This window comes from Pseudonocardia sp. (assembly GCF_050250275.1).
In the GTDB taxonomy this organism is placed as follows: domain Bacteria; phylum Actinomycetota; class Actinomycetes; order Mycobacteriales; family Pseudonocardiaceae; genus Pseudonocardia.
Map to the genome: position 1 here is coordinate 43549 of NZ_JBFWOY010000027.1, position 25650 is coordinate 69198.

The window sequence follows — 25650 nt, forward strand, 5'->3', positions numbered from 1 at the left end:
ACCCCAAAATTTCAAGCCGACGCTCGGGTTCTGGTTTCGGCGGCAGCCGGTGCTGGTGAGCAAGGTGGGTCCCCGTTCCAGGAGACGTCCGTTGCTCAACAGTTCGCGCTTACACTATCACCGCTAGCAACGTCGGAAGCCGTAACGCAGCGGGTAGTGGATACAATGCATTTACCAATGACGGCGGCTAATCTGTCGTTGAACCTCACTGCATCCGTGACTCCAGAGACTGCGCTGATCACTCTGACCTATACGGATACGTCGGCGGGTCAGGCTCGGGAAGTCGTTAATGAGGTCGGGTTTCAGTTTTCAGACTTTGTGGATGGACTGCAGCCTGATTCCGGAGGTGCGGGTGTTCACCCAAAGGTGGCGCTTGTTCAGCCAGCGGTGACGCCTGAAAGACCAATTTCGCCGAGCTACTCTCAGAACATTGGCCTGGGAGCAGTTGTTGGTATCGTCGCAGGACTGCTTCTGGCGAACTTGCGACTTCGTACTCGACGGAGCGTTTCAACGCTGGAAGCTATCGAGGCGACGACAGGCGCGCCAGTGTACGCGACGGTTCCGCGCATTCCGAGAGGCCCTGGTTCGGTGTTGAAGGTATTGGCGAGTGATAGTGGTGCGCTCGAGGGGTATCGTGAGGTCCGCACTAACCTGATGTATGGATTGAGGAATACGAGTTCGAGCGTCGTCGCTCTCCTAAGCCCTAGTTCTTCCGAGGGGCGCACCACCACCACGATTGGTGTCGCGGTTGCGTTGTCGGCCCTTGGCTACGGTGTTGCGTTAGTGGATGGCGATTTGAGGTCGTGCGGCCTGACTCGAGAAGTCGGACTTGTCGACGCCATGGGCTTTACAGACGCTGTAGTTGGTGCTTGCTCGATCAATCAGGCAAAATGGTCTATCTCCGATGCGACATTCGACGTCTTTCCGGCGGGCGGAAACTTGGCTAATCCGAGCGAACTACTTAGCTCGAGGAGTACTCGCCATGCCCTCTCGGAGCTTGGGCGGATGTACGACTACGTTATCGTGGATACGCCGCCAGCTCTGGCGTTCACGGATGCGACCGTCTTGTCGGCCGAATGCGACGGTGTAATCTTAGTCGCAAAGTATGCCGAAACAGATAGGGATCGACTCGGCACGGTGGTTGCTAGAGTCAAATTGGTGGATGCGCGGGTGCTGGGGACGGTTTTGAACCTTGCGCCGACCGTCTCGGGTCGAAGTCTCTAGGGGATCTCCCTGTTTGTCGGCGTGCAGGCCTTGGCGCGGATGCTAGCGATGGGTTTCTCTTACGCTGCGGGATTGCGTTCGCAAGTGGATTTCTCGTGGTTGCGGCAGGTTGCCGCGTTGGAGTTCTAGAGATCGATGTCCATACTGTGGCCTCCAGTTATGCAGGTACGGAGGCTAGGGTGTCGGCTGGGTGGGTCTGCAGGTAGGTCTGCAACTGCCCGTCCCTCAATGCTGCCCACAGGGCAGAGGCTGCGGTGTCGTCGAGGTACACCACCGACTGCGCGCCCTCCATCCCGAGGCCGCGTACCGGCGTGGTCAGGAAGGTGACGCCCGCGGGACGCAGTTCTCGCAGGTCGAAGGCCAGTCCGCGCAGGCCGTTGTTGGTGAGCGTGTCGTCGACCGACACTGTCTTGGTCGTTGCGTCTGCGAGGTCGTAGAGGGCTCCCACGTTGGCGAAGGAGCCGTTCTCGACAGCCTTGCTCAGTAACGCCTTGAGCGCGTTCTGCTGGCGGGCGGCCCGGTCGAGGTCGCCACGAGGCAGCTCGTACCGCTGCCGCACGTACGCGAGGGCGGCAGCACCGTCGAGATGGTTGAGTCCCTCGTGGAACGTGTAGCCGCCGAACGTGCTCGTGGTCTTCGCGACCCGCACGTCGATACCGCCGACCGAGTCGACCATGTTCTGAAAGCCGGAGAAGTCGATCACGGCGAAGTGGTCGACACGGACCTTGGTCATGTTCTCGACGGTCTCGATCAGGAGGCTGGGGCCACCGAATGCATACGCTGCGTTGATCTTGTTCTTGCCTCGGCCGGGGATGTCGACCCAGCTGTCGCGGGGGATCGAGACGATCGACGCCTGCGACCTGTTCGGGGCGATCTGGGCCAACATGATGACGTCGCTGCGCTGCGAACCCGCGTTGACGCCGGCCGGTGCGTCGCTACCGGTCGTGGCCTCCGTCGCCCGGCTGTCCGTGCCGACGAGGAGGAAGGTCAGCGCACCGGTGTCGGCGGGACGGTCGGCGGGGAGGCCCTGGAACACCCCTGGCACGCGGGTGACGTTGTTGCCCAGGGTCTCGGTCACGAAGTAGATCGTGGCGGCGATGCCGAGGACGATCACCAGAAGCGTGGCCCCGACGCCGATCAGGATGCGGCGGGTCCGCCTCGAACTCGGCGAACGGCTGGGCGGGGCCGGCTCCGGGACGCCGCCGCTCGGCGGTGCTTCGCGCGTGACCATCCTGTGAACTCCCCTTGCTCATGCAGCGGCCCGGATCGCGCGCTCCCTGTAGGGCTCGCGATCCGGGCCGGTTCGTTACGTGTGGATCAGTACGCGCCGCGGGCGCCCAGGACCGTGCCGACCGTCTTCCAGAGGATCGTGGCGTCGAGGGCCATCGACCAGTTCTCGACGTAGCGCAGGTCGAGCCGCACCGACTCCTCCCACGTCAGGTCGCTGCGACCGCTGACCTGCCAGAGGCCGGTCATCCCCGGGCGGACCAGGAGGCGGCGCCGGGCGGCGTCGGCGTAGGCGTCGACCTCCGACTGAAGCGGCGGGCGTGGGCCCACCAGCGACATCCGGCCGGTCACCACGTTGAACAGCTGCGGGACCTCGTCGATCGAGTAGCGGCGCAGCCAGCGGCCGACGGGGGTGATGCGCGGGTCGTCCTTCATCTTGAACAGCGGGCCGGCGCCCTCGTTGGCCGCGGCGAGCTCGGCCTTGCGGGCCTCCGCGTCGACGACCATCGACCGGAACTTGACCATCCGGAACGTCGTGCCGTTGACGCCGACGCGCTCCTGGCGGAAGAACACCGGGCCGCCGTCGAGCTTGATCGCGATGGCGATGGCCAGCAGCGTGGGGGCGGCCAGCAGCAGCAGGAATGCGGCGCCGAGACGGTCGAGGGTGTGCTTGAGCACGCGGCGCACCCCGGTGAAGCGGGGCTGGGTCAGCCGCAGCATCGGCAGCCCGTCGACCGGGGTGATGTGCAGGCGGGGGCCGGCGATCTCCATGAGCCCGGGGTCGACGGCCAGCTCGGTGCGGGTGCCCTCGAGCTGCCAGGCGAGCCGGTGCAGGCGCGGCGCGCCCCAGCCGGGCGTCGGGGCGACGGCGACGACCCGGTGCGTGCCCGTGCCGACGACGGTGGTGATCGCGTCGAGGTCGCCCAGGACGGGTACTCCGTCGATGGCGGGGGAGTCGTCGAGGCCGCGGCCGGTGGAGGTGCAGGCGCCCACGACCTCCCAGCCGAAGTGGCTGTCGCGGCGGGTGCGGGTGATCAGGTCGGCCACTGACTCCGGGCTCCCGACGGCCAGCACCGGCTGCATGCAGCGGCCCTTGCCCCGCGCCCGGTGCAGGAACTTGCGCAGGGCCCATCGGGAGAGGAAGCAGAGCGCGCCGATGATCGGAAAGACGACGAAGACCCACAGGCGGATCGAGCGGACCTCGAACAGCAGACCGACGAGTGCCAGTGCTACCGCCGACGAGCCGACTGCCCGGCCGAGCCGCTTGAACTCGACGCTGCCGGTCCCGAGGATGCGCTCGTCCCAGGCTCGCAGCGAGGTGAGCGCGGCGACGATCAGGACGAACGCGGCGATGCCGCTGCCCAGACGGGCGTCGTGAGAGGCGTTGAAGATCGAGCCGAAGACGCCGACGACCGTGGCCGCGATGACGCCGGTGACGATCGTGAGGTCGGCGGTGGCCACGGTCACCGCGTAGCGGCGCTGCCACGTCTCCTCGACGGCTGCCGGGAGCGGGATCGGCGCGGTGACCGGACCGGGACCAACGGCTGCACGTGGAGCGGGCAGCGCCGCGGCGTCAGCGGACGTGTCCGCGGACACGGTCACCTCGAACTCGGTTCCCACCAGAACTTCCCCCGGAAGTAAGCAGATGCTCTCTGCGGCGACAATTGAGCGCAGGCTCTGTCGCCGTGCTCGGCAGGAAGTTCGCCACCGCACGGCCGCTCGTTACACACCGAACGAACAGTTTTTTCGACTTCATTCGCGGCCGAGCAGGTTGCGTCCGATTGACGTGATCTAGGTCACATATTCTCGAAGATGTCCATGTCAAGGGCAGTCCCAGCGCTGCGCTGAGCGGTCGCCCTCATCCGTCGAGCGGTGCAGAAATGGGCCTGTAATTGCAGACAATGATTTCGTGAAACAATTTCCGAAATAAGTGCGGCGAAGATCGCGTGTTGCGACTCCTGCAGGTCAGCTGGTCGAGAATGCTTCCGTAACACCGTCTGCGGTGCAGGTGCAATGCGCCACGCGGTCCAGGCGGAATGGGGCCACTCGTCGTGACGGTGCACCGCCGACCGGGTCACCGGCCCGCGCCCGTCCACCGGCGGCGGTGGTGCCGGGGTCGGGGCGGGCCGGCGACTCCGGAAGTAATTCACGTGAGGGGCGCCGTCGCGATCTTGGCGCGTCAGTCTCCTGTCCGGCGTTTGTCAGGTACCTCTCGGCCTGCGACGATGCGGCAGCGACCGTTCGGGGACGTAACGCCGCGGCCCACACGGAGGACTACACCTCTGTCAGTCGGGGCGGTTCAGAACGGAGCCGGACGTGCCCTCCAGGGGTTTCAACAGGGCTGCCTGGCCAGCCGAGGGCGCTCATCGAACGCTGTTGGAGTTCCTCGACGATCTCCATCGCGTGCATGGGCGCCGGTCGTTGCGCGCCATCGGTCAGACGATGCATTTGTCCCATTCCCGCGTTCACGATCTCGTGCGCGGGCTCTGGCTGCCGGTCGACGAGGAACAGATGCGGTCCCTCGTTGCCGGCATCACGGGTCGCGACGACGAACGGACGAGCGGTATCGCCGACGAAGCCGTTGCGCTCTACGCCGTCGCACGGCGTGCACGCGACGACGCCCCCACGCCGCCGGAGCCGGCCACCCCCGACACCGGACCGCCGGTTGATCCGGCACCGGACCCGCCGGCCGACACCGAGCCGGCGACGCCCCGACGGTCGAGTTGGCGCGGCTGGAACGTCGCGGCCGCGGCGGTCGTCGCCGTGGCGACCGTCGCGACCCTGTGGGCGGCCCTGCCGCCCGGTGCGGGAACTCGCGCCGGCGCATCGGACACGCCGCCCCCGATCACCCTGATCGACAACTTCGACGCCGACCGGCTCGACCTGGACAAGTGGCTGCCGCCCACGCGGGGTGACCTCATCTACCAGCGCGACGGCGTGCTCAACCTGCAGGTGCGCGCCGCCGACACCGAGGTGGCCGCCGAGGCGCGCATCGAGCCGCGGATGCAGGGCACGTTCCGGTCGATCTCGTTCGTCGTCGCGATGCCCGAGGTGACCACACCCGGGCCCGGCGGGCCGTCGCTGACGCTGCACGAGACCGACGGCCGGATCCACAAGGTCGTGTTCGGTGCCGGGACCGACGACCGCGGGACCGTCCAGTCGATCGTCGCCGGGCTCTTCTGCACGAGGCCGGGTGCGGACTGCCACCAGTACGACGACTTCGACCCGCCCGGCGAGTACGCGCGGATCGGGCCGGGGGAGCGGGTACCGGTCCGGGTCGTGCACAGCGGAGGTCAGGTCCAGCTGTACGTCCGCGACGAGCTGCTCGCACAGGGACCGCCCGGAGACGCGCCCTTCGCACGCTTCACCTTCGACGTCTACGGCACCAAGTCCGAGGAATGGCGCGCGGAAGTCGACTCGGTGAGAGTCGAGGACTGACGCCGTTCGTGAGAGGTCGAACTGCACGCGTCGTCACGCTGTGATGTGATGCCGACCCCTGCAACGTTCGGTGGCACACGAACGAACGTCGTCGTGTTCGCCCGTCTGTCGTATCGGAGAATCCCGCTGTGAAGCTCTCTGTCATCGGTTGTGGCTATCTCGGCGCGGTCCACGCGGCGGCGATGGCCGAGCTGGGCCACGAGGTCGTCGGCGTCGACGTCGACGCAGCCAAGGTCGAGGCCCTGGCGAACGGCCGGACACCCTTCTACGAGCCGGGCTTCGAGGAGCTCCTGCGCCGCTCGCTCGACTCCGGCCGGTTGACCTTCAGCGCCGACATCGCCGCCGCGGCCGGCGCCCAGGTCCACTTCGTCTGCGTCGGCACGCCGCAGAAGCGCGGTGAGTACGCCGCCGACCTGCGCTACGTCGAGGACGCCACCGAGGCCCTGCTCGGCGTCATCGCGCCGGGTGAGCTGGTGGTCGGCAAGTCGACGGTCCCCGTCGGCACCGCGGCCCGCCTCGCCGGGCTCGTCGCCGACAAGGTCCCCGGGGCGGTCCTGGCCTGGAACCCGGAGTTCCTGCGGGAGGGCTTCGCGGTCCAGGACACGCTGGCGCCCGACCGTCTCGTCTACGGCGTGCCCTCCGGCCCCGACGGGGAGCAGGCCCGGGCGCGGCTCGACGAGGTCTACGCGAAGATCGTCGCCACCGGCACGCCGCTCGTCGTCACCGACTATGCGACGGCCGAGATGGTCAAGACCGCGGCGAACTCGTTCCTCGCCACCAAGATCTCCTTCATCAACGCGATGGCCGAGCTGTGCGAGGCCACCGGCGCGGACGTGAAGCAGCTCGCCGACGCCATCGGCCACGACGACCGCATCGGCCGCAAGTTCCTCAACGCCGGCCTCGGCTTCGGCGGCGGCTGCCTCCCCAAGGACATCCGCGCCTTCATGGCCCGCGCCGGCGAACTGGGGGCCGACCAGGCGCTGACCTTCCTGCGCGAGGTCGACAACATCAACATGCGACGCCGCATCCGAATGGTCGAGCTCGCCCGCGAGGTGTGCGGCGGATCGCTGCTCGGCAAGCGGATCGCCGTCCTCGGCGCGGCGTTCAAGCCCGAGAGCGACGACATCCGCGACTCCCCGGCGCTCAACGTCGCCGCCCAGCTCGGGCTCCAAGGTGCGACGGTCCGCGTCACCGACCCGGCCGCCGTCGAGAACTGCAAGCGGGACTGGCCCCACCTCGACTACGCCGACACCGCCGAGGAGGCCGCCGAGCGCGCCGACGCAGTCCTGCTGCTCACCGAGTGGAAGCAGTACAAGGAGCTCGACCCCGTCGCGTTCGGCGCGATCGTCTCCCAGCGACGGGTACTCGACGGACGCAACGCCCTCGACCGCGACCGCTGGGAGGCCGCGGGCTGGGCCTACCGCGCCCTCGGCCGACGAGCCGGCTGACCCGACGACGAGAACGGGCGGTGGCGCCGAGGCACCACCGCCCGTCCTCTGTGAGCGGCCCACGGGCGCTCCGCGGATCAACCCGGATCAATCCCGGTCGGGTCGGTCCGACGCCTCGAGCGCACGGCCACGGACCTCGGCCCTGCGTGCGGCGCGGAGGTGTCGCTCCCGGCGGCGCAGGTGCGGACGGAGGGTGCGTCCCGCCCGGTCGAGCTCCGTGGTGTGTGCCGACCCGTCACGGAACGACAGGTAGAGCACGAACACGTGCAGCACCACCACCGACAACGCCAACGTCACCGCGACGATCGGGCCGGCGACCGTCGACCCACCCGTCGCTTGCCGCACCTCGTCGTCGACCCGGACGTACATCAACGTTGCCAACGCGACCATCACGACGGCGCTGACCGCCAACATCGCCCGGCCCATCCCGTCGACGGCGTCCCAGCTCAAGGAGCGGTCCGCCTGCTTCGCCGTGCGCAGGTGCTCGCCCACGACTGCGCCCCACGCCGCGACGGCGACGGTGCACAGCACCGCGAGCGCGACAGCGACCAGCAGCAGCGGGTCGAACGTCGACAGGTCCACGTTGATCGTCACCGCGAGGAACCAGGTCAGGATCACCAGGTCGAGCACCGGCAACGCCCTGGACAGGACGCGCTGCCACGTGCCGATCCGACGGTGCCACAGCCGGTCGGCCCGCTCGTCGCGGTCGAGCCGTTCGTGCAGTTCCGACGTGCGCCGCAGCAACGTCATCACGGTCGTCACGCCCCCGCGGGGGTCGCGGACCGTGGTGTCGCCGAACAGCTCCGTCGCGGCGAGGTGCCGGTCGCGGACCCGCTCGTGCCGCCGGGCGGCAGGGATGCGCGCGTGGTCGTCGAGTGTCATGTCAGAACTCCTTCGGGGTCAGGGTGAACAGCACGCGCCGGAGGGCGGCGAGTGCCGCGGGATCAGGGCGGCCATCGGCGCCGAGTCCGGCACCCGGTGGATCGGCGAGCGAGCCGTCGCCGCGCACCTCGCCGATCGCGGACTCCGGCACCCGGAGCGCCCGCAGGAGGTCCGCTGCAGCCCCCGCACGGCACGTCGCGAGCTCGACCCCGTCGCCCGGGCCGACCGGCGCGGTGCGGCCCGATACCGACACGGTCCAGCCACCGAGTCGCAGACGGTCGGCAATCGGTGCCACGACCGCACGGGCCGCCTCGACGTCGACGAGGTCGCACGAGTTCGCGCGGAACAGCAGTGGTGCAGGCACCGACACCGTGTCGATGCCGCCCGGCCCGTGGGTGGTCGCCGCACGGGGGACCGGCACCACCGGCGACGGTGTCGACACCAGCGGTGGCCGGAACGGACGGACCGAGTCGTCGACCGAACACGACGCCGCACCAGCGGCCGCGCAGACAGCGAGCCACTGCCTGGTCAGCGCGGCGCGGGCGGGTAGCTCGAGGGCCGGCTGAGAACCTGCCGTCAGCCCCAATCCGCTGAACGTCACCGCGGTCCCGCCGAGATCGGGTAGCAGTCCGCGGGCCTTCAGGTCCGCCGCGACCGCCTCGGGATCCTGGTCCCAGCCGATCAGCCGCATGTCCAGCGGATCGGTCGTCGACAACCCCGCCGACAGGACCACGATCGCCTTTGCGCCAGTGCGACGGGCGACGTCCAACGCCGCGAGCAGATCACCGCCGCCACCCGCCGCAGCTGCGCGGTCGACCGCACGTTGCAGCTCATCGAGCCGAGCGTCGACCAGGTCGTCACGCCGTGGCCCCAGCTCGACGTCGCCGTTCGGGCGCCGCGGCTCCAGGTCGACCACCTCGACGTCCGGACGCGACGCCGAGACGACCGTCGCGTCGGCACCGGGCAGATCGCGGTCCAAGGCGGCCGCCCGCAACGGTCGACGCACCGCATCGGTCACCGTCGGCGCCTGCTCGTTTCCGCTGTGCGCGACGACGATCGAGGTGTGCGCGATCGGCACGACCGCGGCGACGGAGGCTCTGTCGTCCGTCGCGATCGGTGCTCGGTCGCACCCGCCGACGGCGACGGCGACGATCAACCCACCCACCAGCAGCAGCGCCTCCACGAGACTGCGCAGCCGCCGGACCTTGCTCACCCGTGCTTCAGAACCCACCATGGACTCAGCTCCACCGACAGGTGGCAAGGCCGGATGCCCTGCCAGTCACCTCCTGGTAGGCGCTGCTCGCGTCCGTGGCCCCACGCACTCGGACGCCTCCGAACGATCGGCTCCGAACGGTCGGAACCGGTCAAGACGCACAGGGTGTGGGTTTCGACCAGGCACCTTGCCTAGAACTCCGCATGAGCAGTTCGGCGGGGCGTCGGGTCAGATCGTCGGCCTGACCTCCCACGGCGTCAGGGGTGCCTGTGACCGAGTGCGGGGGAGTGAGTCGGCACGGATGGGATCGCTATCGCGCCCGTTGGGCGAGCGACGCCGCCCTCGCGGCCGCGCTGCGGGCGGAGAACGCCGCCGGCGTCGTATGGGCCGACGTTCGTGAACGACTGGCCGAGCTTGGTGTAGCCACCCTCCACAAGCTGATCGTCGGAGGACGGCTCGGCGGTGACCTCCACCGCGTCCGGGCAGCGCAGGGAGTCGCCGTCGCGCTGCTCGCGCGCATGCGTGTCGATCCCGACCTGCGTACCCGGGTGGTCAACGACTGCGTCCTGCGGGGGCTCGAGCGCTTCCGGGCCACGGTCCTCGACCGAACATGGTCGTCGGAGGGCGGAGCGTCCCTGTCGACCTGGTTCGTCAACGGCTGCCTGATCGGGATGCGGAGCGTGTTGCGGTTGGCCGCGACGAGAGCGGAGGAGCCGGACGGGGGCGCCGTCGGGCTGGACTCGCTCGACATGCCGGCCGATGTGCTGGCCGCCGCAGACGATGAGGCGGAGGACGACGAGAGCGTTCGACGCCTGCTCGACTCGATGCCGCCGAGGTTGCGCGCCGCCGTCGAGCTGAAGCTCGCGGAAGACCTCACGTGGAAGGAGTGCGCCGACCGGCTCGAGATCAGCCCGCGGGTGATCGAGGCCCAGCTGTACCGGTGGAAGAAGTGGTGGAGACGCAACCATGGAAAGGGGGAGCGATGAACGACGCACGGCCGGGAACGAGGAACGGCCGGGGGGACGACGAGCCCGCAGCACTGATTGCGGCCTCGTCACTCGGAAGTCGTGAGGTCCGGGAGATCGCTGAGGAGGCGTCCCTCGACGATGTCGCTGAAGTCCTCGGGATGCCGCCGGGAACGGACGCGTCTGGAGCCCGAACGGCGGCGGCAGACGCATGGTCGCGGGAGATGCGGCGCTTGCTCGACGCCGACGGCAGCCCGATGGACACCATCGTCGCTGTCGTCGGGGCCGGGGCCGGGGCCGGGGCCGGGCCGTCCGGCTCGCTCCGCGTCGAGGACCTCGAGCGGGTCCTGACCGGCGACCACGTCCCCGACGACGCCGACCTGATGGAAGAGCTGGTGCGCCACCTCGGCGGACGATGGATCGACGACGGCTACCGCGCGCTCTACGAGGCGGTACTGCACGAGCAGCGTCGGCCGCCCGCGCAACACGGCCACCCGGTCCGGGAGGTCTCCGGGCTGCCGGGAGCCGACCCGACCGATCCCGACACTGTCATGTCGGCAGTCGCTCCCCCCGTCTACGACGAGCCCGTGCACGGACGTGCCGACCTCATCACGCGCCTCACAGCAGCGGGGGCCAGCCCCGGTGGACCCGTTCGCGTCCTCCTCGGAGAGTCCGGTCACGGCAAGACGACTGTTGCGCGCGCCGTCACCGACGAACTGTGCGCGCTCGGAATCCGGACCCTCTGGGCGAGCGCTCATGATCACGACGAGCTCGCTGAAGGTCTTCGGCGAGCGGCGATGGCGCTCGGCGCCAGCGTTCGGACCGTCGCAGCCGCGCTGCGGGCCGATCCCATCGAGCGGGTGGACCGCTTGTGGCGACTACTCGACGCGGCGTCGCAGCCCTGGGTGCTGGTGCTGGACGACGCGGGGGCGGACCTGGCCGGTGCCCCTTACTGGTCCCGGCGCAGCCCCAACGGGACGGTCATCGTCACCAGCCGGACAGGCCCGGTGGACTGGTGGGGACCCGACGTTGCCATCGACCGCATCGGCCCGCTCGAGGCGGCGGACGGTGCACGCCTAGTCCTCGATCGTGTGTTCGGGGTGGGAGTACACGTGGGCGACCACCGCGTGCAGCAGGCACGTGCCCTGTCCGAGCGTCTCGGGGGAGTACCGCTCGCGTTGGTCAGTGCAGCCGACGCCGCGACTCGTGGCGGCGAGGTGCGGCTCGAACAGATCGTCGCCGCGCTCGATCCGGCTCAGACGGGCAGCGACGCACAGGGACCGGTCGCCACGGCTTTCGGTGCCTGCATCGACGCGATCCCGGCCGCGCACCGCGACGCTGCACGATCGATGCTGCGCCGTGCCGCCTGGTTCGCCGTCGACGAGCCGCTCCCGGTGTCGTTGCTGGCCGACCTCCCGAGTGGCGTGCTCGACGAACTCGTGGAGGTCGGACTTCTCCGAGAGGCCACACCGGCCGGGGGACAGCGGTGTGTCAACCTGCACCCTGCAGTGGCCGACCTCGCGCGGCCGGGGGGCGACGCTGATCCTGCCGGGGCCTTCGCCGCAGCCACGGCTGCGCTGCAGCGCACAGTCAACGCCCTCGACTCCGGCCTGCCCGCGCACTGGCCGATGCTCCTCGTGCTGCAGCCCCACGTCGAGGCACTGACAGCAGCGGTACAGCTGAATGCGGAGGACCGGCCCGGCGGCCGGACCGTTCGTGCCGCCGTGCTGCGCGCCGCCGCACTCGTCGCCACTGGGCTGATGCGCGCGGACAGCTACCCGAGCGCGATGGATCTGCTCGACCGGGCGCTTTCAGCGACGGACAGGCTCGACGGGGACGATCCCGTCCTGCTCGATGCCTTGCAGACCCGCGCGTGGATGGCCGCGACGGCGAACGGTGACCTGGCCGGGGCCGAAGCACAGGTCCGTCGCATCGTGACGGCCAAGGTCCGGGTGCTCGGCCGTCGGCATCCCGAGACTCTCTCGGCCCGCGACTGCCTGGCGTGGCTGCTCGCCGAGCAACGGCTCCTGGGACCTGCCCTGCACCGGTTCACCGGGGTTCTCGTCGATCGAACGGAGGTCCTCGGTCCCCGGCACCGGGACACGCTCGCCACCCGACACCGCGTCGCCTGGGTACTGGCGCTCAGGGGCCAGGATGCGGAGGCGGCCGACGAACTGCGCCGGGTGGTCCAGCTGCGTACCGAGGTGTTGGGCGGAACCGACCATCTCGAGGTGCACACTTCGCGCTACCGGCTCGCGTGGCTGCTCGCACGTACCGACCACTGCGACGAGGCCCTCGAGATCTTCGAGGACCTGAGCGGAGTCCTGCGCAGGACGGTCGGTCCGACACATCCGATGTCGCTGATGGTCCGCAGCAGGCTGGGCTGGGTCGCAACGCGCCAGATGCGGTTCTCCGTCGCTCAGCGCATCTACCTCGATCTCGTGAGGGACCAGCGTGCGGTGCTCGGCCCTGACCACCCACGCACGCTGCGGACCCGTTATCTGCTCGGCAAGCTGCTGCTCAAACAGGGACACACAGCGAAGGCCGCCGACGCCCTCCGGGAGGTCGCACACGCGCGGCGCACCGTGCTCGGCGCGGATCACCCGCACACCCTCGACAGCCGGTCGTTTCAAGCGTGGGCAGCTTTCAAGGACGGGCGCATCGGCACCGCGGCTCGCGAGTTCGAAGCTGTCCTCGCCGACAGGCGGGGCGTTCTCGGTGAGGCCGACCCCGTGACGCTCCTGACCCAATATCTCCTGGCCCGGGTCGTGACACGGCGGGGGCAACTCGGCGACGCCCGCGACCGGCTCCGCGGGCTGGTCGCGATCGGAGGACCGGTCCTCGGCCGCCGCAGCCGGCCCATGCTCGAAATTCGGCACTCCCTCGCTTACGTCGAGGGGCTCCGCGGCAGGATCGCGGAGTGCGAACGGTCGCTCGGAGTGATCCTGTCCGACCGTGACGACGCCCTCGGACCGCACCACCGCGACACGATGGCGACCCTCGACTACCTGAGCTGGGCCGTCGGCATCGCGGGCAGGTACACGGAGGCACTCGACCTCTGCAACAGCGCGCTCGAACGACGTCAGGACGTACTCGGTCCGGAACACCCGCACACGCTGACAAGCGTCTATCGGCAGGCCTGGCTGCTCGGAGCGAGCGGGCGCCACGACATCGGCCTGGGACGGATGCGCACACTCGACGACCGGCTCGGCGCGCTCGGCAGGCCGACCGACCATCCTGAGCGGATGCGCTGCCGGCTTGCCGCAGTGTGGCTCCTTCGACTGACCGGACAGCTGGAACAAGCAGAAGGCCTGGCTCGCGAGGTCGTCGACGAGCAGACCCGTATCCACGGCGCGTTCGATTTCGAGGTGATGCGATGCCTCGATGCGCTCGGCCTCGTCCTGCTGCGGCGCGGCAACACGGTAGGAGCGCACGCGGTGTTCTCCGACGTGCTCGACCGTCGGCTTCGGGAACTCGGCCCGTCACATCCGGACACGGCCGTCGCCCGTTCCCACCTCGAGGAGGTCGCGACGGCGGGACATGCTGTCGATGTCAGATGGCTCGACGACGCCCGTCGACGTCCGAGACCCGGACACGCCGGTCGGGCGCCGGGCCCTCGGCGGACCAGGGGGGATCAGCCGTGACCGCTGCGGCCCCGCACTCGTCACCGGGTGCGGGCCGCAGCAACGCGGTGCTCCGACAGGAGGCCTAGAGCGCTGCGCCGGTCTCGAAGGACCGGGCGATGTCCATGACATACTCGCCGTAGCCCGACTTGGCCTGGCGCTCACCGAGCGCGTAGCAGGCCGCGGCGTCGATGAAGCCCATTCGCAACGCGACCTCCTCGAGACACGCGATGCGGATGCCCTGGCGGTTCTCCAGCACCTGCACGTACTGACCCGCCTCGAGCAGCGACTCGTGGGTGCCGGTGTCGAGCCAGGCGAATCCGCGCCCGAGGTCCACCAGCTCGGCGCGACCGCGCTCCATGTAGACGCGGTTGACGTCGGTGATCTCCAGCTCGCCCCGAGCCGACGGCTTCAGGTCACGAGCGATCTCGACGACGTCGTTGTCGTAGAAGTACAGACCCGTCACAGCCCGGTTGGACCGGGGCACGGCCGGCTTCTCCTCGATCGAGATCAGGCGCCCCGTCTCGTCGGCCTCCGCGACGCCGTAGCGCTCCGGATCGCGCACCGGGTAACCGAACAGCACACAGCCGGTCTCGTCCTTCGCGACCCGCATCAGGGAGTCGTGCAGCAGCCCCGAGAAGCCCTGACCGTGGAAGATGTTGTCGCCCAGCACGAGCGCAGCCGGGGAGTCGCCGACGTGGTCCGCCCCGATCCGAAAGGCCTCTGCCAGCCCGTTCGGATGCGCCTGCTCCGCATACGACAGCTGGAGACCGAGCTCACTGCCATCGCCGAGAAGGCGTCGGAACCCGGGCAGATCGTCGGGGGTCGAGATCACGAGGATCTCCTGGATGCCCGCGAGCATCAGCGTCGAGAGCGGGTAGTAGATCATCGGCTTGTCGTAGACGGGCAGCAGCTGCTTCGACACGCCGCGGGTGATCGGGTGCAACCTCGTGCCGGAGCCCCCGGCCAGAACGATGCCCTTGCACGTCGACAACTCGAGTCCCCCCACTCAGCCCCGATGGGCTGTCCGGGGTGTGGTTCGGGCGACGTGCACGCAGCGTTACCTCTCGGCGGGTACGCCACACCGACGCAACATTGATGGCCTCCCGAACGACATCGTGATCGGCGGACGCTCCGCCGTACAGCTACCGAGAGGCTTCACGCGTGCGACTGCTGGTGACGGGCGGAGCGGGTTTCATCGGCTCGAACTACGTCCGCAAGATGCTGGCCGGGGCGTACCCGGCGTTCGCCGACGCCGACGTCACGGTGTTCGACCTGCTCACCTATGCCGGGACGCTGACCAACCTGGTCGAGGTCGCCGACTCGCCGCGTTACCGGTTCGTCCAGGGCGACATCCGCGACGCCACCGCGGTCACCGATGTCATGGCCGGCGTCGACGTCGTCGTCCACTTCGCGGCCGAGTCCCACGTCGACCGTTCGATCACCGGCGCGGGCGACTTCGTGTCGACCAACGTCGTCGGCACCCAGGTGCTGCTGCAGGCCGCGCTGGAGGCGAAGGTCGGCCGGTTCGTGCACGTGTCCACCGACGAGGTGTACGGCTCGATCGACGAGGGCTCCTGGCCCGAGACCCACCCGCTGGAGCCCAACTCGCCGTACTCGGCGTCGAAGGCCGGGTCGGACCTGCTGGCACGCGCCTACCACCGCACCCACGGGCTGCCGGTGTGCATCACGCGCTGCTCCAACAACTACGGGCCGTACCAGTTCCCGGAGAAGGTCATCCCGCTGTTCGTGTCGAACCTGTTGGACGGCAGGAAGGTGCCGCTCTACGGCGACGGCCGCAACGTGCGCGACTGGTTGCACGTCGACGACCACTGCCGTGGCATCCAGCTGGTGGTCGAGAAGGGCCGCGACGGCGAGGTCTACAACATCGGCGGCGGCACCGAGATGTCCAACCGGGAGCTGACGCATCTGCTGCTCGACGCCGTCGGCGCCGACGAGTCGATGATCCAGCCGGTGGCCGACCGGTTGGGGCACGACCGTCGGTACTCGGTGGACTGGTCGAAGATCCGCGACGAGCTCGGGTACGTTCCGGAGGTGCCGTTCGCCGACGGTCTGGCCGGGACGGTCGCGTTCTACCGCGACCGCCGCGACTGGTGGGAACCCCTCAAGAGCACGACGGTGGCCCGGTGACCACCCGGCCCGCGGCACGGTCGCGACGCCGCACCGACACGTCATCTGCGCCCGGTCGACGGGGCGCATCGGATCCCTTGAATCGGAGTTCGGCAGTGAAGCTCTCTGTCATCGGTTGTGGCTACCTCGGTGCCGTCCACGCGGCGGCGATGGCCGAGCTCGGGCACGAGGTCGTCGGTGTGGACGTCGACGCGGCCAAGGTCGAGGCGCTCAGCGCGGGCCGGGCGCCGTTCTACGAGCCCGGCTTCGAGGACCTCCTGCGCCGCTCGCTGGAGTCCGGCCGCCTTTCGTTCAGTTCCGACATGGCCGCGGCTGCAGGCGCCGGCGTGCACTTCGTGTGCGTCGGAACACCGCAGAAGCGAGGCGAGTACGCCGCCGACCTGCGCTACGTCGAGGACGCAACCGAATCCCTGCTCGGTGTGCTGGCGCCCGGCGACCTCGTCGTCGGCAAGTCGACGGTGCCGGTCGGGACGGCCGCGCGGCTCGCCGAGATGGTCGCCGACAAGGCGCCCGGCGCGATCCTGGCCTGGAACCCGGAGTTCCTGCGCGAGGGCTTCGCCGTGCAGGACACCCTCCATCCTGATCGGCTGGTCTACGGGGTCCCCTCCGGCAAGGACGGCGAGACCGCCCGCGCCCGCCTCGACGAGGTGTACGCGACGATCGTCGGGGCAGGCACACCGCTCGTCGTCACCGACTACGCGACGGCCGAGATGGTGAAGACGGCGGCGAACTCGTTCCTGGCCACCAAGATCTCGTTCATCAACGCCATGGCCGAGCTGTGCGAGGCCACCGGCGCCGACGTGAAACAGCTCGCAGACGCCATCGGCCACGACGACCGGATCGGGCGCAAGTTCCTCAACGCGGGTCTGGGATTCGGCGGCGGCTGTCTGCCGAAGGACATCCGGGCATTCATGGCCCGCGCCGGGGAGCTGGGTGCCGACCAGGCGCTGACGTTCCTGCGCGAGGTCGACAACATCAACATGCGCCGCCGGATCCGGATGGTCGACCTCGCGCGCGAGGTGTGCGGTGGGTCGCTCCTCGGCAAGCGTGTGGCGGTGCTGGGGGCGGCGTTCAAGCCCGACAGCGACGACATCCGTGACTCCCCGGCGCTCAACGTCGCCGCGCAGCTCGGGCTCCAGGGCGCGACCGTCCGGGTGACGGACCCCGCCGCCGTCGACAACTGCAAGCGGGACTGGCCGCAGCTCGACTACGCCGACACCGCCGAAGAGGCGGCCGAACGGGCCGACGCGGTCCTTCTGCTGACCGAGTGGAAGCAGTACCGCGAGCTCGATCCGGTCGCGTTCGGACAGGTCGTCGCCCAGAAGCGTGTCCTCGACGGGCGCAACGCCCTCGACCGCGACCGCTGGGAGGCGGCGGGATGGAGCTACCGGGCGCTCGGCCGGCGCGCGGGCTGACCGTCTAGCGCGTCGAACCCCGGTCACGACCCGCCCTACCGGGCGCCGGTCACGCCGGCGCCCGGTAGGCGGGGAAGAACGCCGCGTTCGGTTCCTCGCCCGAGAGGCGCGCGTACGCCTTGACGTCGGCGACGATCTCATGTGTCGTGAACGTCGCCTCGGCGTTGCTGAAGCCGCGCTTGAACTTCTCCAGGCCGTCGCCGGGGTGGATTCCACCGCCGAAGTTGAGGGGCAGGCCGAGCGAGTCGGCCAGGTCCATCGCGGCGAGGAACGCGTTGCGGACGGGTGACCGGTCGAGGTGCGCGTCGGTGGTGCCGCCGAGGTAGTAGTGCAGTGTGTCGTCGCTGCGCACGAGCAGCATCCCCGCCGCGAAGCCCCCGCCCGGTGCGTGCGTCGCAACCAGCCAGGACCGTGGGAACGACAGGCATGCGCGGAGGTAGTCCGCGTCGTAGAGGTTGCGGGTCGCCGCCGCCACGCGCGTCATCGTCTCGCGGTAGCAGCTCGTGAACTGCGCCAGTGCATCCTCGTCGAGGTCGGGGCCTACCGTCGTCGACGTCGTGAATCCGAGGTCGATGTTGCGGCGGACGTTGTTCGTCGTGGTGGCGCGGACCTGACGCGGCTTGCGTGGATCGTGTAGCAGCACGGTGGATCGCGGGTTCCCGCCTGCGAGCGTCGGTGACCCGAGGCGATCCCTCACGAAGATGCTCACGAGACCGGCTCCGGCGAGTGCATCGGCACCCAAGGTCACGGGATCGAACGCGCCGCACCCTCCCGGGTAGCCGTACGGAGACACGGCGTCGCGGCCGCCCTGAGGGATCTCACGCACAATCACAGGAATCGCACAGGATTCTCGTTCGGAGGTGAACAGGAGGGTATGTGTCACGCCCTCCACGGCGTAGAACTCCGCGGACCGGAAGAATTCGTTGTCGACCGCGGCTTCGCCCTGGTCAGAGCGTAGTTCGACGAGCCGACTCACCCTCGGTCCCCCATTCGTCACGGCCTGTCGAATACAGGTACGACAGCTGCCCCCGAGGACGATCTCGCACGATTCATCGAGCGCGTAATGTGTCGTTCGTCGAGGATTGTCGACAAATCGGACATTGAATGCGTTAGTGCGCATTATGACGGAGCGTGAGCATCGATTGTCTCAGATGAGCGAGTCTCCATACCCCGTATGGGTGAACCTCGTTGCTCAGCGGTACCACTTGCCCCCCGAAGGGCGAGCTAACAGATGTCAATACCGCCAGAAGGGGATCTCGTGGCGCCCAGTGAGTACTTGCGTGTTCTGCGCGAACGCAAGCTGATCGTGCTCGTCTGCCTGCTGATCGGCATGATCGGAGGCGCGGCCTACGGCCTGCTGAGCAGTCCGCAGTACACCGCGACCACGTCGCTCTACGTCTCGTCGCGCAATGTGTCCGCGCTCGACGAGGCGTACCAGGGTGGTCTGCTCGCGCAACAGAAGGCGAAGGTCTACTCGCAGCTGATCCTCGACGACCGCGTCCGGCGTGACGTCCAGGCCTCCGTCGGTACCCCGGTCGCGTCGTCCCAGATCTCGGTCAGTCTCGACACCGACAGCCCGGTGCTCCAGGTCTCGACGACAGCGTCCACGCCCGCGCTCGCCGAGCGCATGGCAACCGCCGTCGGCGAAGTCTTCATCAGGCTCGTCAACGGGCTCGAGCAGGAAGCGGCGACCGAGGACGCACCGTCGTCGCCGGTCACCGTCCAAGTGCTCCAGAGCCCAGAGCTGCCGTCGTCCGAGGCATCTCCGCGCATGGTGACCAACATCGGTCTCGGCCTCGTCGCCGGTCTCATCCTCGGCTTCGCGACCGCGCTGATCGCCCACGTCGTCGACCGCTCCGTCCGCACGATCGAGGCCCTCGAAGACCTCGATGGCGGGCCCGTGCTCGGAGTGATCCCCTTCGACCGGAGCCTGCGCGAGTACCCGATCTTCATGCACGAACGGCCACGCGGTCCGCTCGCGGAGTCGTTCCGTCAGCTGCGCACCAACCTGCGGGCCGCCGTCGGCGGCGACGCACGGACCTTCCTGGTCACCAGCGCGCTCCCGGTGGAAGGCCGCACCGCGATCGTGTGCAACCTGGCCATCGCCTTCGGCCTGGAACGGCGCCGGGTCGTCATCGTCGACGCCGACCTTCGCGAGTCGCGGGTGGCCGACTACCTCGGTATGCCCAACGACCAGGGCCTCGTCGGTGTCCTCCAGCGCTCCTGCGCCCCGGCGGCCGCCGTTCAGCCGTGGGACGGGGTTCCCGGCGTCGACGTGCTCGTCAGCGGGCCCGAGATCTCCAACCCCAGCGAGATGCTGGCCTCCCAGATCATGCAGGAGCTGCTGGGCGACCTCGCTCGTCGCTACGATGTCGTGCTGGTCGACGCGCCGCCCATCGTCCCGTTCACCGACGCAGCCGTGCTGTCGCCCCACTGCGACGCGACCATCCTCGTCACCCGCTACGGCAAGACACCCGTCGAGGACGCCGGCGAAGCTGTCCGGGCCCTCGCCGCGGTGTCCGGAAACCTCGTCGGATTCGTCCTCGACATGGCGCCTGCCGGAGCAAGGCGCCGCGCAGCACGGACGGTCCGCAACGCCGACACCGTCGACCGCGCACCGGATGACCGCGTGCGGGACGAGGCCGAGCCCGCCGCGGACCAGCAGGTCGCGGTGCCCGTTGGCGCCCGGCCGGACCTCCGCAAGGCTCCCAGGCAGGACGAGCGCGACCACGCCACCACGAACGGCGCGGCCGTCAGCCTGACGGACGCCATCCGGGCCGACGAGTCGGCGACCGTGAAGAACGAAGCAGTCACGCCCAGCGGCCCCGTGTCCACAGAACTCGCCCCGCCGAGGCCCCGCGACCTGACGCCCGATTCGGCCACGCCGAACCACGCAACACGGCGCTCGACCGGATCCGAACCCGGCGCTGCCACGGAGCCGGAGGCGCCGCAGCCGTCGTCGGTGTCGAGGCCGGCCCGACCGAAGCCGGGCAGGCAGAAGACTGCCCGCACGATCCCGGACAGTCCCGGGCCGGCCGAGCCCGCAGCCTCTGCGACCGAGACCACAACCGGCGAGCCAACGTCCGGCGATGACGGCGCCAAGGGCGAGGTCGCGAACGCCGACGTGGAGGCGACCGTCAAGCTCCGGGCGGCGGCATCCGAGCCCGATCTGTTCCGGCCTGCTCCGAAGCCCCCGAGCCCCAAGCCGCGGCACCCTGCCGGCCGTCCCTGACGACGACAGGACCGGTTGCTCGCATGGGGATCACAGTGCCACCACCGCGAAGTCGGCCCCGACACGCGAAGCCGTCGCAGGTGCGCGGTGTCGTCGCCAGCGCCGAAGCCCGATACCTCTTCTCCAAAGCGGTCCCCGGAGCCGTCTCGTTCGTCAGCGTGATCCTCTACGTGAGGTTCATGGGGGAATATCAGTACGGTCTCGCGAGCCTGTACCTCGCAGGCGCGGCTGTCGCCGCCAACATTCTCACCGGATGGACGCGGCAGGCGCTGCTCCGCGAATCGGGTGCCCACCGCGTCGACGACGTGCCGACCTGGGTGCTCATCACGGTGTGTGTGGTGGCGGCGCCGTTCGTCATCGGCCTCGGCGTCGTCTCCACCGGATCCGACACGACTCTTCCCGCCGTCATCGCCGGTGGCCTGTTCGCCGTGGTCAGCTGCGCACAGTCACTCGCGCTCGCCGACGTCCAGTCGGCCCAGATGCCCGGGGTCTACGCGCGACTCGAGATCATCCGCGCCCTCGTCGGCTTCGCGCTCGGCATCGTCGCGTGCCTCGTCCTCCCGTTCGCCTGGGGGCTTCTCGTCGCCCTTGCTGGAGGCATGGTCGCCGGAACCTTCCGAGGGAAGCGGGTCGCGCCGGCGACCCGGCGCATCCTCAGCCGTGCGGAGGTGGGTGAGTGGTGGCGCTACGGCTGGCCGATGGCGTTCTGGCTCGCCGGCTCCACCATCGTGCAGTTCGCCGACCGTTTCGTGATCACCGCGGTCAACGGCCCCGCGGCCGCCGGGCACTATTCGGCTCTCTACGACATCGTCGTCCGAGGCGCGGGCATGGTGCTGATCCCGTTCGTCCTCGCCGGACACCCTCGAGTCATGGCGTTGTGGAACGACGACCGACGCGCAGAGGCGGTCGTCGAATGCCGCAGCATGCTCCGCAAACAGAACCTGCTGTCGGCTGTGGTCCTGGTTCTCGGCGCAGCGGCCAGCCCGCTCGTCGCGCGGATCATCGGCCTCGATCCGGAACCCTTCGACGCGGTGACCGTGATCCTCCTGCTGGTGACGTCGATCCTCTGGCAGACCGCGCTCATCCTGCACAAACCCCTCGAGATCGACCGCCGCAGCCGGTCGATGCTGATCTACATGATGGTCGCCATCGTCGTGAGCATCGGTCTCGCGGTACTGCTCGTCCCGCCGCTCGGTGGGGTGGGCGCCGCCTGCGCCGCGCTCGCCGGCCCGGCCACCTATCTCGCTTTCTGTGCGCCTTCGTGGCACCGGATGAAAAGGCAGGTCCTGTGAGGCCCGTACCGTCCGTGGCGATCGTCTGTGTGAACTACCACAGTGAACGTCACTGTTCCGAGCTCTACGACACCCTCCTGACGCAGAACGACCCCGCCTGGGAACTCGTGATCGTCGACAACGGCTCCGGTGACGACCGGGCCCTCCTCGACGAGCTCGCCGCCCGTGAGCGTGTCCGCGTCGTGCGCCCCGACAACAACCTCGGGTACTTCAACGGCGCCCAGTTCGGCGTCGACGACCTGCGTGTGGGCCCGGCAGCCCCCGAGTGGATCGTCGTCTGCAATCCGGACATCCGCTTCGACGACGCCGGGTTCGTCGCCCACCTGCGTCGTCGCGACGCCGACGAGCCACTCGTGCTGGCACCCTCTGTCGTCTCGCCCGTCATGGGTGAGCAGAATCCCTTCATGAGCAGCGTGCCGAGCCGTGGCAGGACCGCGCTCCGGACGGCGGTGCTGTCCTCACACTTGCTGGGCAGGCTCGCCGGAACGTACTCCACCGCCGTCACAGGCAGGAGGAGACGATCGATCGCGCCCACCCCGCCCACACAGCCGGAGCAGCGCATCTTCGCCCCCCACGGCTCGGTCATCGTGTTCTCCCGCGGCTACTTCACCGCGGGTCTCGACGTGCACCACGAGCGCTTCCTCTACGGCGAGGAGGTCGCGGTCGCCCGTCGTTGCTGGGAGCGCGGCGTTCCTGTCGTGTACGACCCGGCGGCCCGCGTCCGCCACCTCGGCCACGCCACCACCGGCCGAATGCCCAGCCGCGAACTCACCCGGCGCAAGAGAGAAGGGGTCTGGTTCGTCCAGCGCGAGCTCGCACACGTCCGCAGGGCTCGGGGGGCGGCATCGGAGCGTGCGACACCGTGATCCACAGGCGCCGCATGCTCGGGCTCATCGGCCTCGGGGGAGCGCTCACGACAGCGGCCGCTGCCGACGCCGCAGACCCGCGCATCTTCCTCACCAGCGGTAGCAAGCAGCAAGCCGGTGATCTCACGCAGACTCCGAGCACCCTCACGACCAGCGTCCGCGACCACGGGGCCATCGGCGACGGACAGACCGACGACACGGCGGCGTTCCAACAGGTGCTGTCGATGGTCAAGTCGGCGGGTGGGGGAGAGATGTTCGTCCCCCCCGGTGACTATGTCACCAATACGCTCCTCCTCGACGCCGTCCCGAACCTGACGATCCGTGGCGCCTCCCGCGAGACCACGAGGATCACGAGCCGCTCCTCGTTCCTGCGTGCGGTCAACAGCTCTGATCAGGGCACTGTTCGGGACGTCCTCATCCGCAACACCGTGCGCGGCAACCGAGACGACGGCATCGTCGTCCTCTACCCGCGTCGCTGGATCATCCAGCAGTGCGGCATCGAGGGCTTCGGCGGCGACAGCGTCCGCTTCGAAGGTGGGCTCCAGTCCCAGATCGCCTGGAACCGCATCAATGCAGCCGACCCCAGCGGCACCAACGGGAACGCCGGAATCCACTTCACACCGGACCGCTCGACGGGCCTCGCCGGCACCACCATGGCGACCTGGGGCAACTACATCACCGCCGGGGCGAACTACGGCATCCTCTGCGACCAGAGCCCGGTCTTGTCGGTGTTCAACGGCGACATCGCAGAGTACTGCCGGACAGGGCTCCGGATGTCCGGCGCCGAGGCGACGATCATCAACCTCTACACCGAGGCGAACAAGGCGACACCGTTCGAGCTGCACGATTCCAACGCCACCGTCATCGGCGACCTCAAGGACGAGCCCGTCACCACCTGGGACGGCACCCCTGCGGCCGACCGCGCGATCGTCCGGGTGTCGAGGCTGACGGTGAACCCTGGCAAGGCGATCGTGAGCGGCGGCGAGTCGGCCGCCAGCACGCCCGACAAGGCGCCCTCGATCCGTTGGGGGACCGGTGACCCCGAGGGAGCGCAGGTCGGCCCTGTGGGATCGCTCTGGATCCGCACCGACGGCGCCGAGGGTACGACGCTCTACGTCAAGCAGGCGGGAACCGACGCCACCGGCTGGGCGCCGAAATGACGATCGCACCCGCCCTGCGCCGCCTTCGACCGGAGACACCCCTCCTGCGCATCCGGCAGGAGTCGCTGCGAGAGGGCTTCTTCGGCGTCCTGCTCTGCACGATGGTGCTGGCTGTCGCGATAAGTCCCCGGCTCCGCCTCGGCGAGGCCGCGGACAAGGCGGTCGACGCCCGGCTCCAGGACTTCCTCTTCCTGATCTGCTTCGCCTTCCTCGCCTCGAGCCTCCCATCCCTTGTCGCGACCTGGGGTTCCTGGTTCGTGTGGTGGCTCGTCGGAGCCGCGACGGTCACCACCCTCCACCTCTTCGATCCGGCGGTGTCGCCGCTGCGCGCCGTCGCATTCCTCGGCCGTGCCGTCGAACCGTTCGTGATCGCCATCGTCGTCGCGGCCCTCTACCTGCGAGCGGGGCCGAGAGCGGGGCCATGGGCCTTGCGGGCGATGCATCTCGGAGTCCTGCTCAACAGCGCATGGGTCGTCTACCAGCTCATCGTCGGCAAGCCGCAGACGCTGCTCGGCGAAGCGGTCTCCAGCGTCACCCAGTCGTACGGGCCGATGCTGATCGGCGAGCCCAGCTCGCTGGGCGCCGGCTTCTACTTCGCAGTCGTCGCCGCACTCGGCGCGGCGGAGTTCCGGACGAAGATGAGATCCCGGCCCTTCGCGGTTGCCATGATGGTGATCGGCTTCGCCGGTACCTTCGTCACCCAGTCCCGGGTCTCCCTCGTGGCGGCGGCCGTCTGTGTGGTGTTCCTCGCCGCCCGACCGACGCTGGACCGTGGCCGCAAGCCGATCCTCGTAGTCGTCCTGCTCGTCGTCTTCGGTGCGCTCGTCGCGCTGCTGCCCAACGCCGGACGGCTGTCGACGGAGGGCGCCGAGAGCGGCGTGTCCGACCGGATCGACCTGATCTGGAGCCCGCTGCTGCGCATCGTCCACGACCAGTTCCTCATCGGTATAGGCCCCGGACAGCTCGGCACCCCGGAGTACCCGTGGACGGAGGCGCACAACATCGTCCTGCGTGCGGTCCTCGACTACGGGCTCCTCGTCGGCGGCCTGTTCATCGCCATCTTCGTCACCGTCTACGTGCGCTCCAGGCGAGTGGCGGCCGACCGGGACGCGTCACTCACCACACGCTTCTGGGCAACGCTGGCCGGTTTCGTGCTCATTGCCGTCGCTGTCGCAGGATCGGTCCAAGATGCACTCACCGCGGTCACCTCGACCCACCTGGTCGTCGTGATGATCGGGCTGTTCGCCGGCGCACAGCTTGCCGAGAAGCGGACTGCAGCAACCGTGGACCGACGCCGTCAGCTCGTCGAGTCGAGGAATGTCCCGCTGTCGTGACAGGCATGCAGGCAGGAGTCGTACGGCCCGATGTGGTCTAGCATCCACACGCCGTCGCGCCACTGGAGGCGGTCACGCCAGCACAGCCGGCACATGTCAGGCGGAAGGGGTGGGCCCTCGGTACCGTCCGGTGTGCCGGCCCGAGGCGGCGGCAACGCGCGGCCGAACTGGTCGAGGTGG

18 protein-coding genes are annotated in these 25650 nt (G+C 69.2%); 12 read left to right on the top strand and 6 right to left on the bottom strand.

Features of this window, described 5'->3' with window-relative positions; translation table 11 throughout:
- Positions 1-177: 177 nt before the first annotated feature.
- A complete protein-coding gene (locus AB7F12_RS22730; RefSeq protein WP_428499304.1) occupies positions 178-1224 on the top strand; it encodes a polysaccharide biosynthesis tyrosine autokinase in 1047 nt (348 codons plus the stop codon).
- 157 nt (positions 1225-1381) lie between these two features.
- Here the strand turns inward: AB7F12_RS22730 and AB7F12_RS22735 are convergent, their stop codons facing one another.
- Together AB7F12_RS22735 and AB7F12_RS22740 are read right to left on the bottom strand one after the other, a co-directional pair.
- Positions 1382-2455, bottom strand: coding sequence for an LCP family protein (locus AB7F12_RS22735; RefSeq protein WP_428499305.1), 1074 nt, complete (start codon positions 2453-2455; stop codon positions 1382-1384).
- A gap of 86 nt (positions 2456-2541) precedes the next feature.
- Positions 2542-4071 carry a sugar transferase gene (locus AB7F12_RS22740; RefSeq protein WP_428499306.1) on the bottom strand — a complete coding sequence of 510 codons (1530 nt, stop codon included), beginning with the start codon at positions 4069-4071 and terminating at the stop codon, positions 2542-2544.
- Between the two features lie 891 nt (positions 4072-4962).
- Here AB7F12_RS22740 and AB7F12_RS22745 point away from each other — a divergent pair.
- Together AB7F12_RS22745 and AB7F12_RS22750 are read left to right on the top strand one after the other, a co-directional pair.
- Complete coding sequence (locus tag AB7F12_RS22745; RefSeq protein ID WP_428499307.1) at positions 4963-5889, top strand: hypothetical protein; 927 nt, start codon at positions 4963-4965, stop codon at positions 5887-5889.
- Between the two features lie 128 nt (positions 5890-6017).
- Entirely contained in the window at positions 6018-7337 is a 1320-nt protein-coding gene (locus AB7F12_RS22750) for a UDP-glucose dehydrogenase family protein (RefSeq protein ID WP_428499308.1), read from the top strand.
- Between the two features lie 87 nt (positions 7338-7424).
- Here the strand turns inward: AB7F12_RS22750 and AB7F12_RS22755 are convergent, their stop codons facing one another.
- Both AB7F12_RS22755 and AB7F12_RS22760 read right to left on the bottom strand, forming a co-directional pair.
- A complete protein-coding gene (locus AB7F12_RS22755; RefSeq protein ID WP_428499309.1) occupies positions 7425-8219 on the bottom strand; it encodes a hypothetical protein in 795 nt (264 codons plus the stop codon).
- A gap of 1 nt (position 8220) precedes the next feature.
- Entirely contained in the window at positions 8221-9432 is a 1212-nt protein-coding gene (locus tag AB7F12_RS22760) for a hypothetical protein (RefSeq protein ID WP_428499310.1), read from the bottom strand.
- A gap of 287 nt (positions 9433-9719) precedes the next feature.
- On the opposite strand from AB7F12_RS22760, the gene AB7F12_RS22765 reads away from it, so the two are divergent.
- Positions 9720-10418: a sigma factor-like helix-turn-helix DNA-binding protein gene (locus tag AB7F12_RS22765; RefSeq protein ID WP_428499311.1), complete on the top strand. Its 699-nt coding sequence runs from the start codon at positions 9720-9722 to the stop codon at positions 10416-10418.
- 203 nt (positions 10419-10621) lie between these two features.
- Entirely contained in the window at positions 10622-14041 is a 3420-nt protein-coding gene (locus AB7F12_RS22770) for a tetratricopeptide repeat protein (RefSeq protein WP_428516816.1), read from the top strand.
- 64 nt (positions 14042-14105) lie between these two features.
- Here AB7F12_RS22770 and rfbA read toward each other — a convergent pair whose 3' ends face one another.
- Positions 14106-15014: a glucose-1-phosphate thymidylyltransferase RfbA gene (gene rfbA, locus AB7F12_RS22775; RefSeq protein WP_428502408.1), complete on the bottom strand. Its 909-nt coding sequence runs from the start codon at positions 15012-15014 to the stop codon at positions 14106-14108.
- 170 nt (positions 15015-15184) lie between these two features.
- On the opposite strand from rfbA, the gene rfbB reads away from it, so the two are divergent.
- Entirely contained in the window at positions 15185-16171 is a 987-nt protein-coding gene (gene rfbB / locus AB7F12_RS22780) for a dTDP-glucose 4,6-dehydratase (protein WP_428502407.1), read from the top strand.
- A 95-nt stretch (positions 16172-16266) separates the two neighbouring features.
- Positions 16267-17586 carry a UDP-glucose dehydrogenase family protein gene (locus AB7F12_RS22785; RefSeq protein WP_428502406.1) on the top strand — a complete coding sequence of 440 codons (1320 nt, stop codon included), beginning with the start codon at positions 16267-16269 and terminating at the stop codon, positions 17584-17586.
- Between the two features lie 49 nt (positions 17587-17635).
- Here AB7F12_RS22785 and AB7F12_RS22790 read toward each other — a convergent pair whose 3' ends face one another.
- Positions 17636-18562: a GNAT family N-acetyltransferase gene (locus AB7F12_RS22790; protein ID WP_428516814.1), complete on the bottom strand. Its 927-nt coding sequence runs from the start codon at positions 18560-18562 to the stop codon at positions 17636-17638.
- A 282-nt stretch (positions 18563-18844) separates the two neighbouring features.
- Here AB7F12_RS22790 and AB7F12_RS22795 point away from each other — a divergent pair, with 282 nt between their 5' ends.
- The 5 genes from AB7F12_RS22795 to AB7F12_RS22815 all read left to right on the top strand — a co-directional run bounded on the left by AB7F12_RS22795 (position 18845) and on the right by AB7F12_RS22815 (position 25470).
- Positions 18845-20818 (top strand): polysaccharide biosynthesis tyrosine autokinase, encoded by a 1974-nt coding sequence (locus tag AB7F12_RS22795; protein ID WP_428502404.1) that lies wholly within the window; start codon positions 18845-18847, stop codon positions 20816-20818.
- 80 nt (positions 20819-20898) lie between these two features.
- Complete coding sequence (locus tag AB7F12_RS22800) at positions 20899-22110, top strand: lipopolysaccharide biosynthesis protein (RefSeq protein ID WP_428516812.1); 1212 nt, start codon at positions 20899-20901, stop codon at positions 22108-22110.
- Between the two features lie 14 nt (positions 22111-22124).
- Positions 22125-22976, top strand: a complete 852-nt coding sequence (locus tag AB7F12_RS22805) for a glycosyltransferase family 2 protein (RefSeq protein ID WP_428516810.1) — start codon at positions 22125-22127, stop codon at positions 22974-22976.
- Positions 22973-24136, top strand: a complete 1164-nt coding sequence (locus AB7F12_RS22810) for a glycosyl hydrolase family 28-related protein (protein WP_428502274.1) — start codon at positions 22973-22975, stop codon at positions 24134-24136. Before AB7F12_RS22805 ends, AB7F12_RS22810 begins: the two co-directional genes overlap by 4 nt.
- A complete protein-coding gene (locus tag AB7F12_RS22815) occupies positions 24133-25470 on the top strand; it encodes an O-antigen ligase family protein (protein WP_428502273.1) in 1338 nt (445 codons plus the stop codon). Before AB7F12_RS22810 ends, AB7F12_RS22815 begins: the two co-directional genes overlap by 4 nt.
- The last annotated feature ends 180 nt before the right edge of the window (positions 25471-25650 follow it).

Coding starts and splice junctions, on each gene's coding strand:
- AB7F12_RS22730 (WP_428499304.1), top strand. CDS start 178: ATGACGGCGGCTAATCTGTCGTTGAACCTCACTGCATCCGTGACTCCA.
- AB7F12_RS22735 (WP_428499305.1), bottom strand. CDS start 2,455: ATGGTCACGCGCGAAGCACCGCCGAGCGGCGGCGTCCCGGAGCCGGCC.
- AB7F12_RS22745 (WP_428499307.1), top strand. CDS start 4,963: ATGCGGTCCCTCGTTGCCGGCATCACGGGTCGCGACGACGAACGGACG.
- AB7F12_RS22755 (WP_428499309.1), bottom strand. CDS start 8,219: ATGACACTCGACGACCACGCGCGCATCCCTGCCGCCCGGCGGCACGAG.
- AB7F12_RS22770 (WP_428516816.1), top strand. CDS start 10,622: ATGCGGCGCTTGCTCGACGCCGACGGCAGCCCGATGGACACCATCGTC.
- AB7F12_RS22815 (WP_428502273.1), top strand. CDS start 24,133: ATGACGATCGCACCCGCCCTGCGCCGCCTTCGACCGGAGACACCCCTC.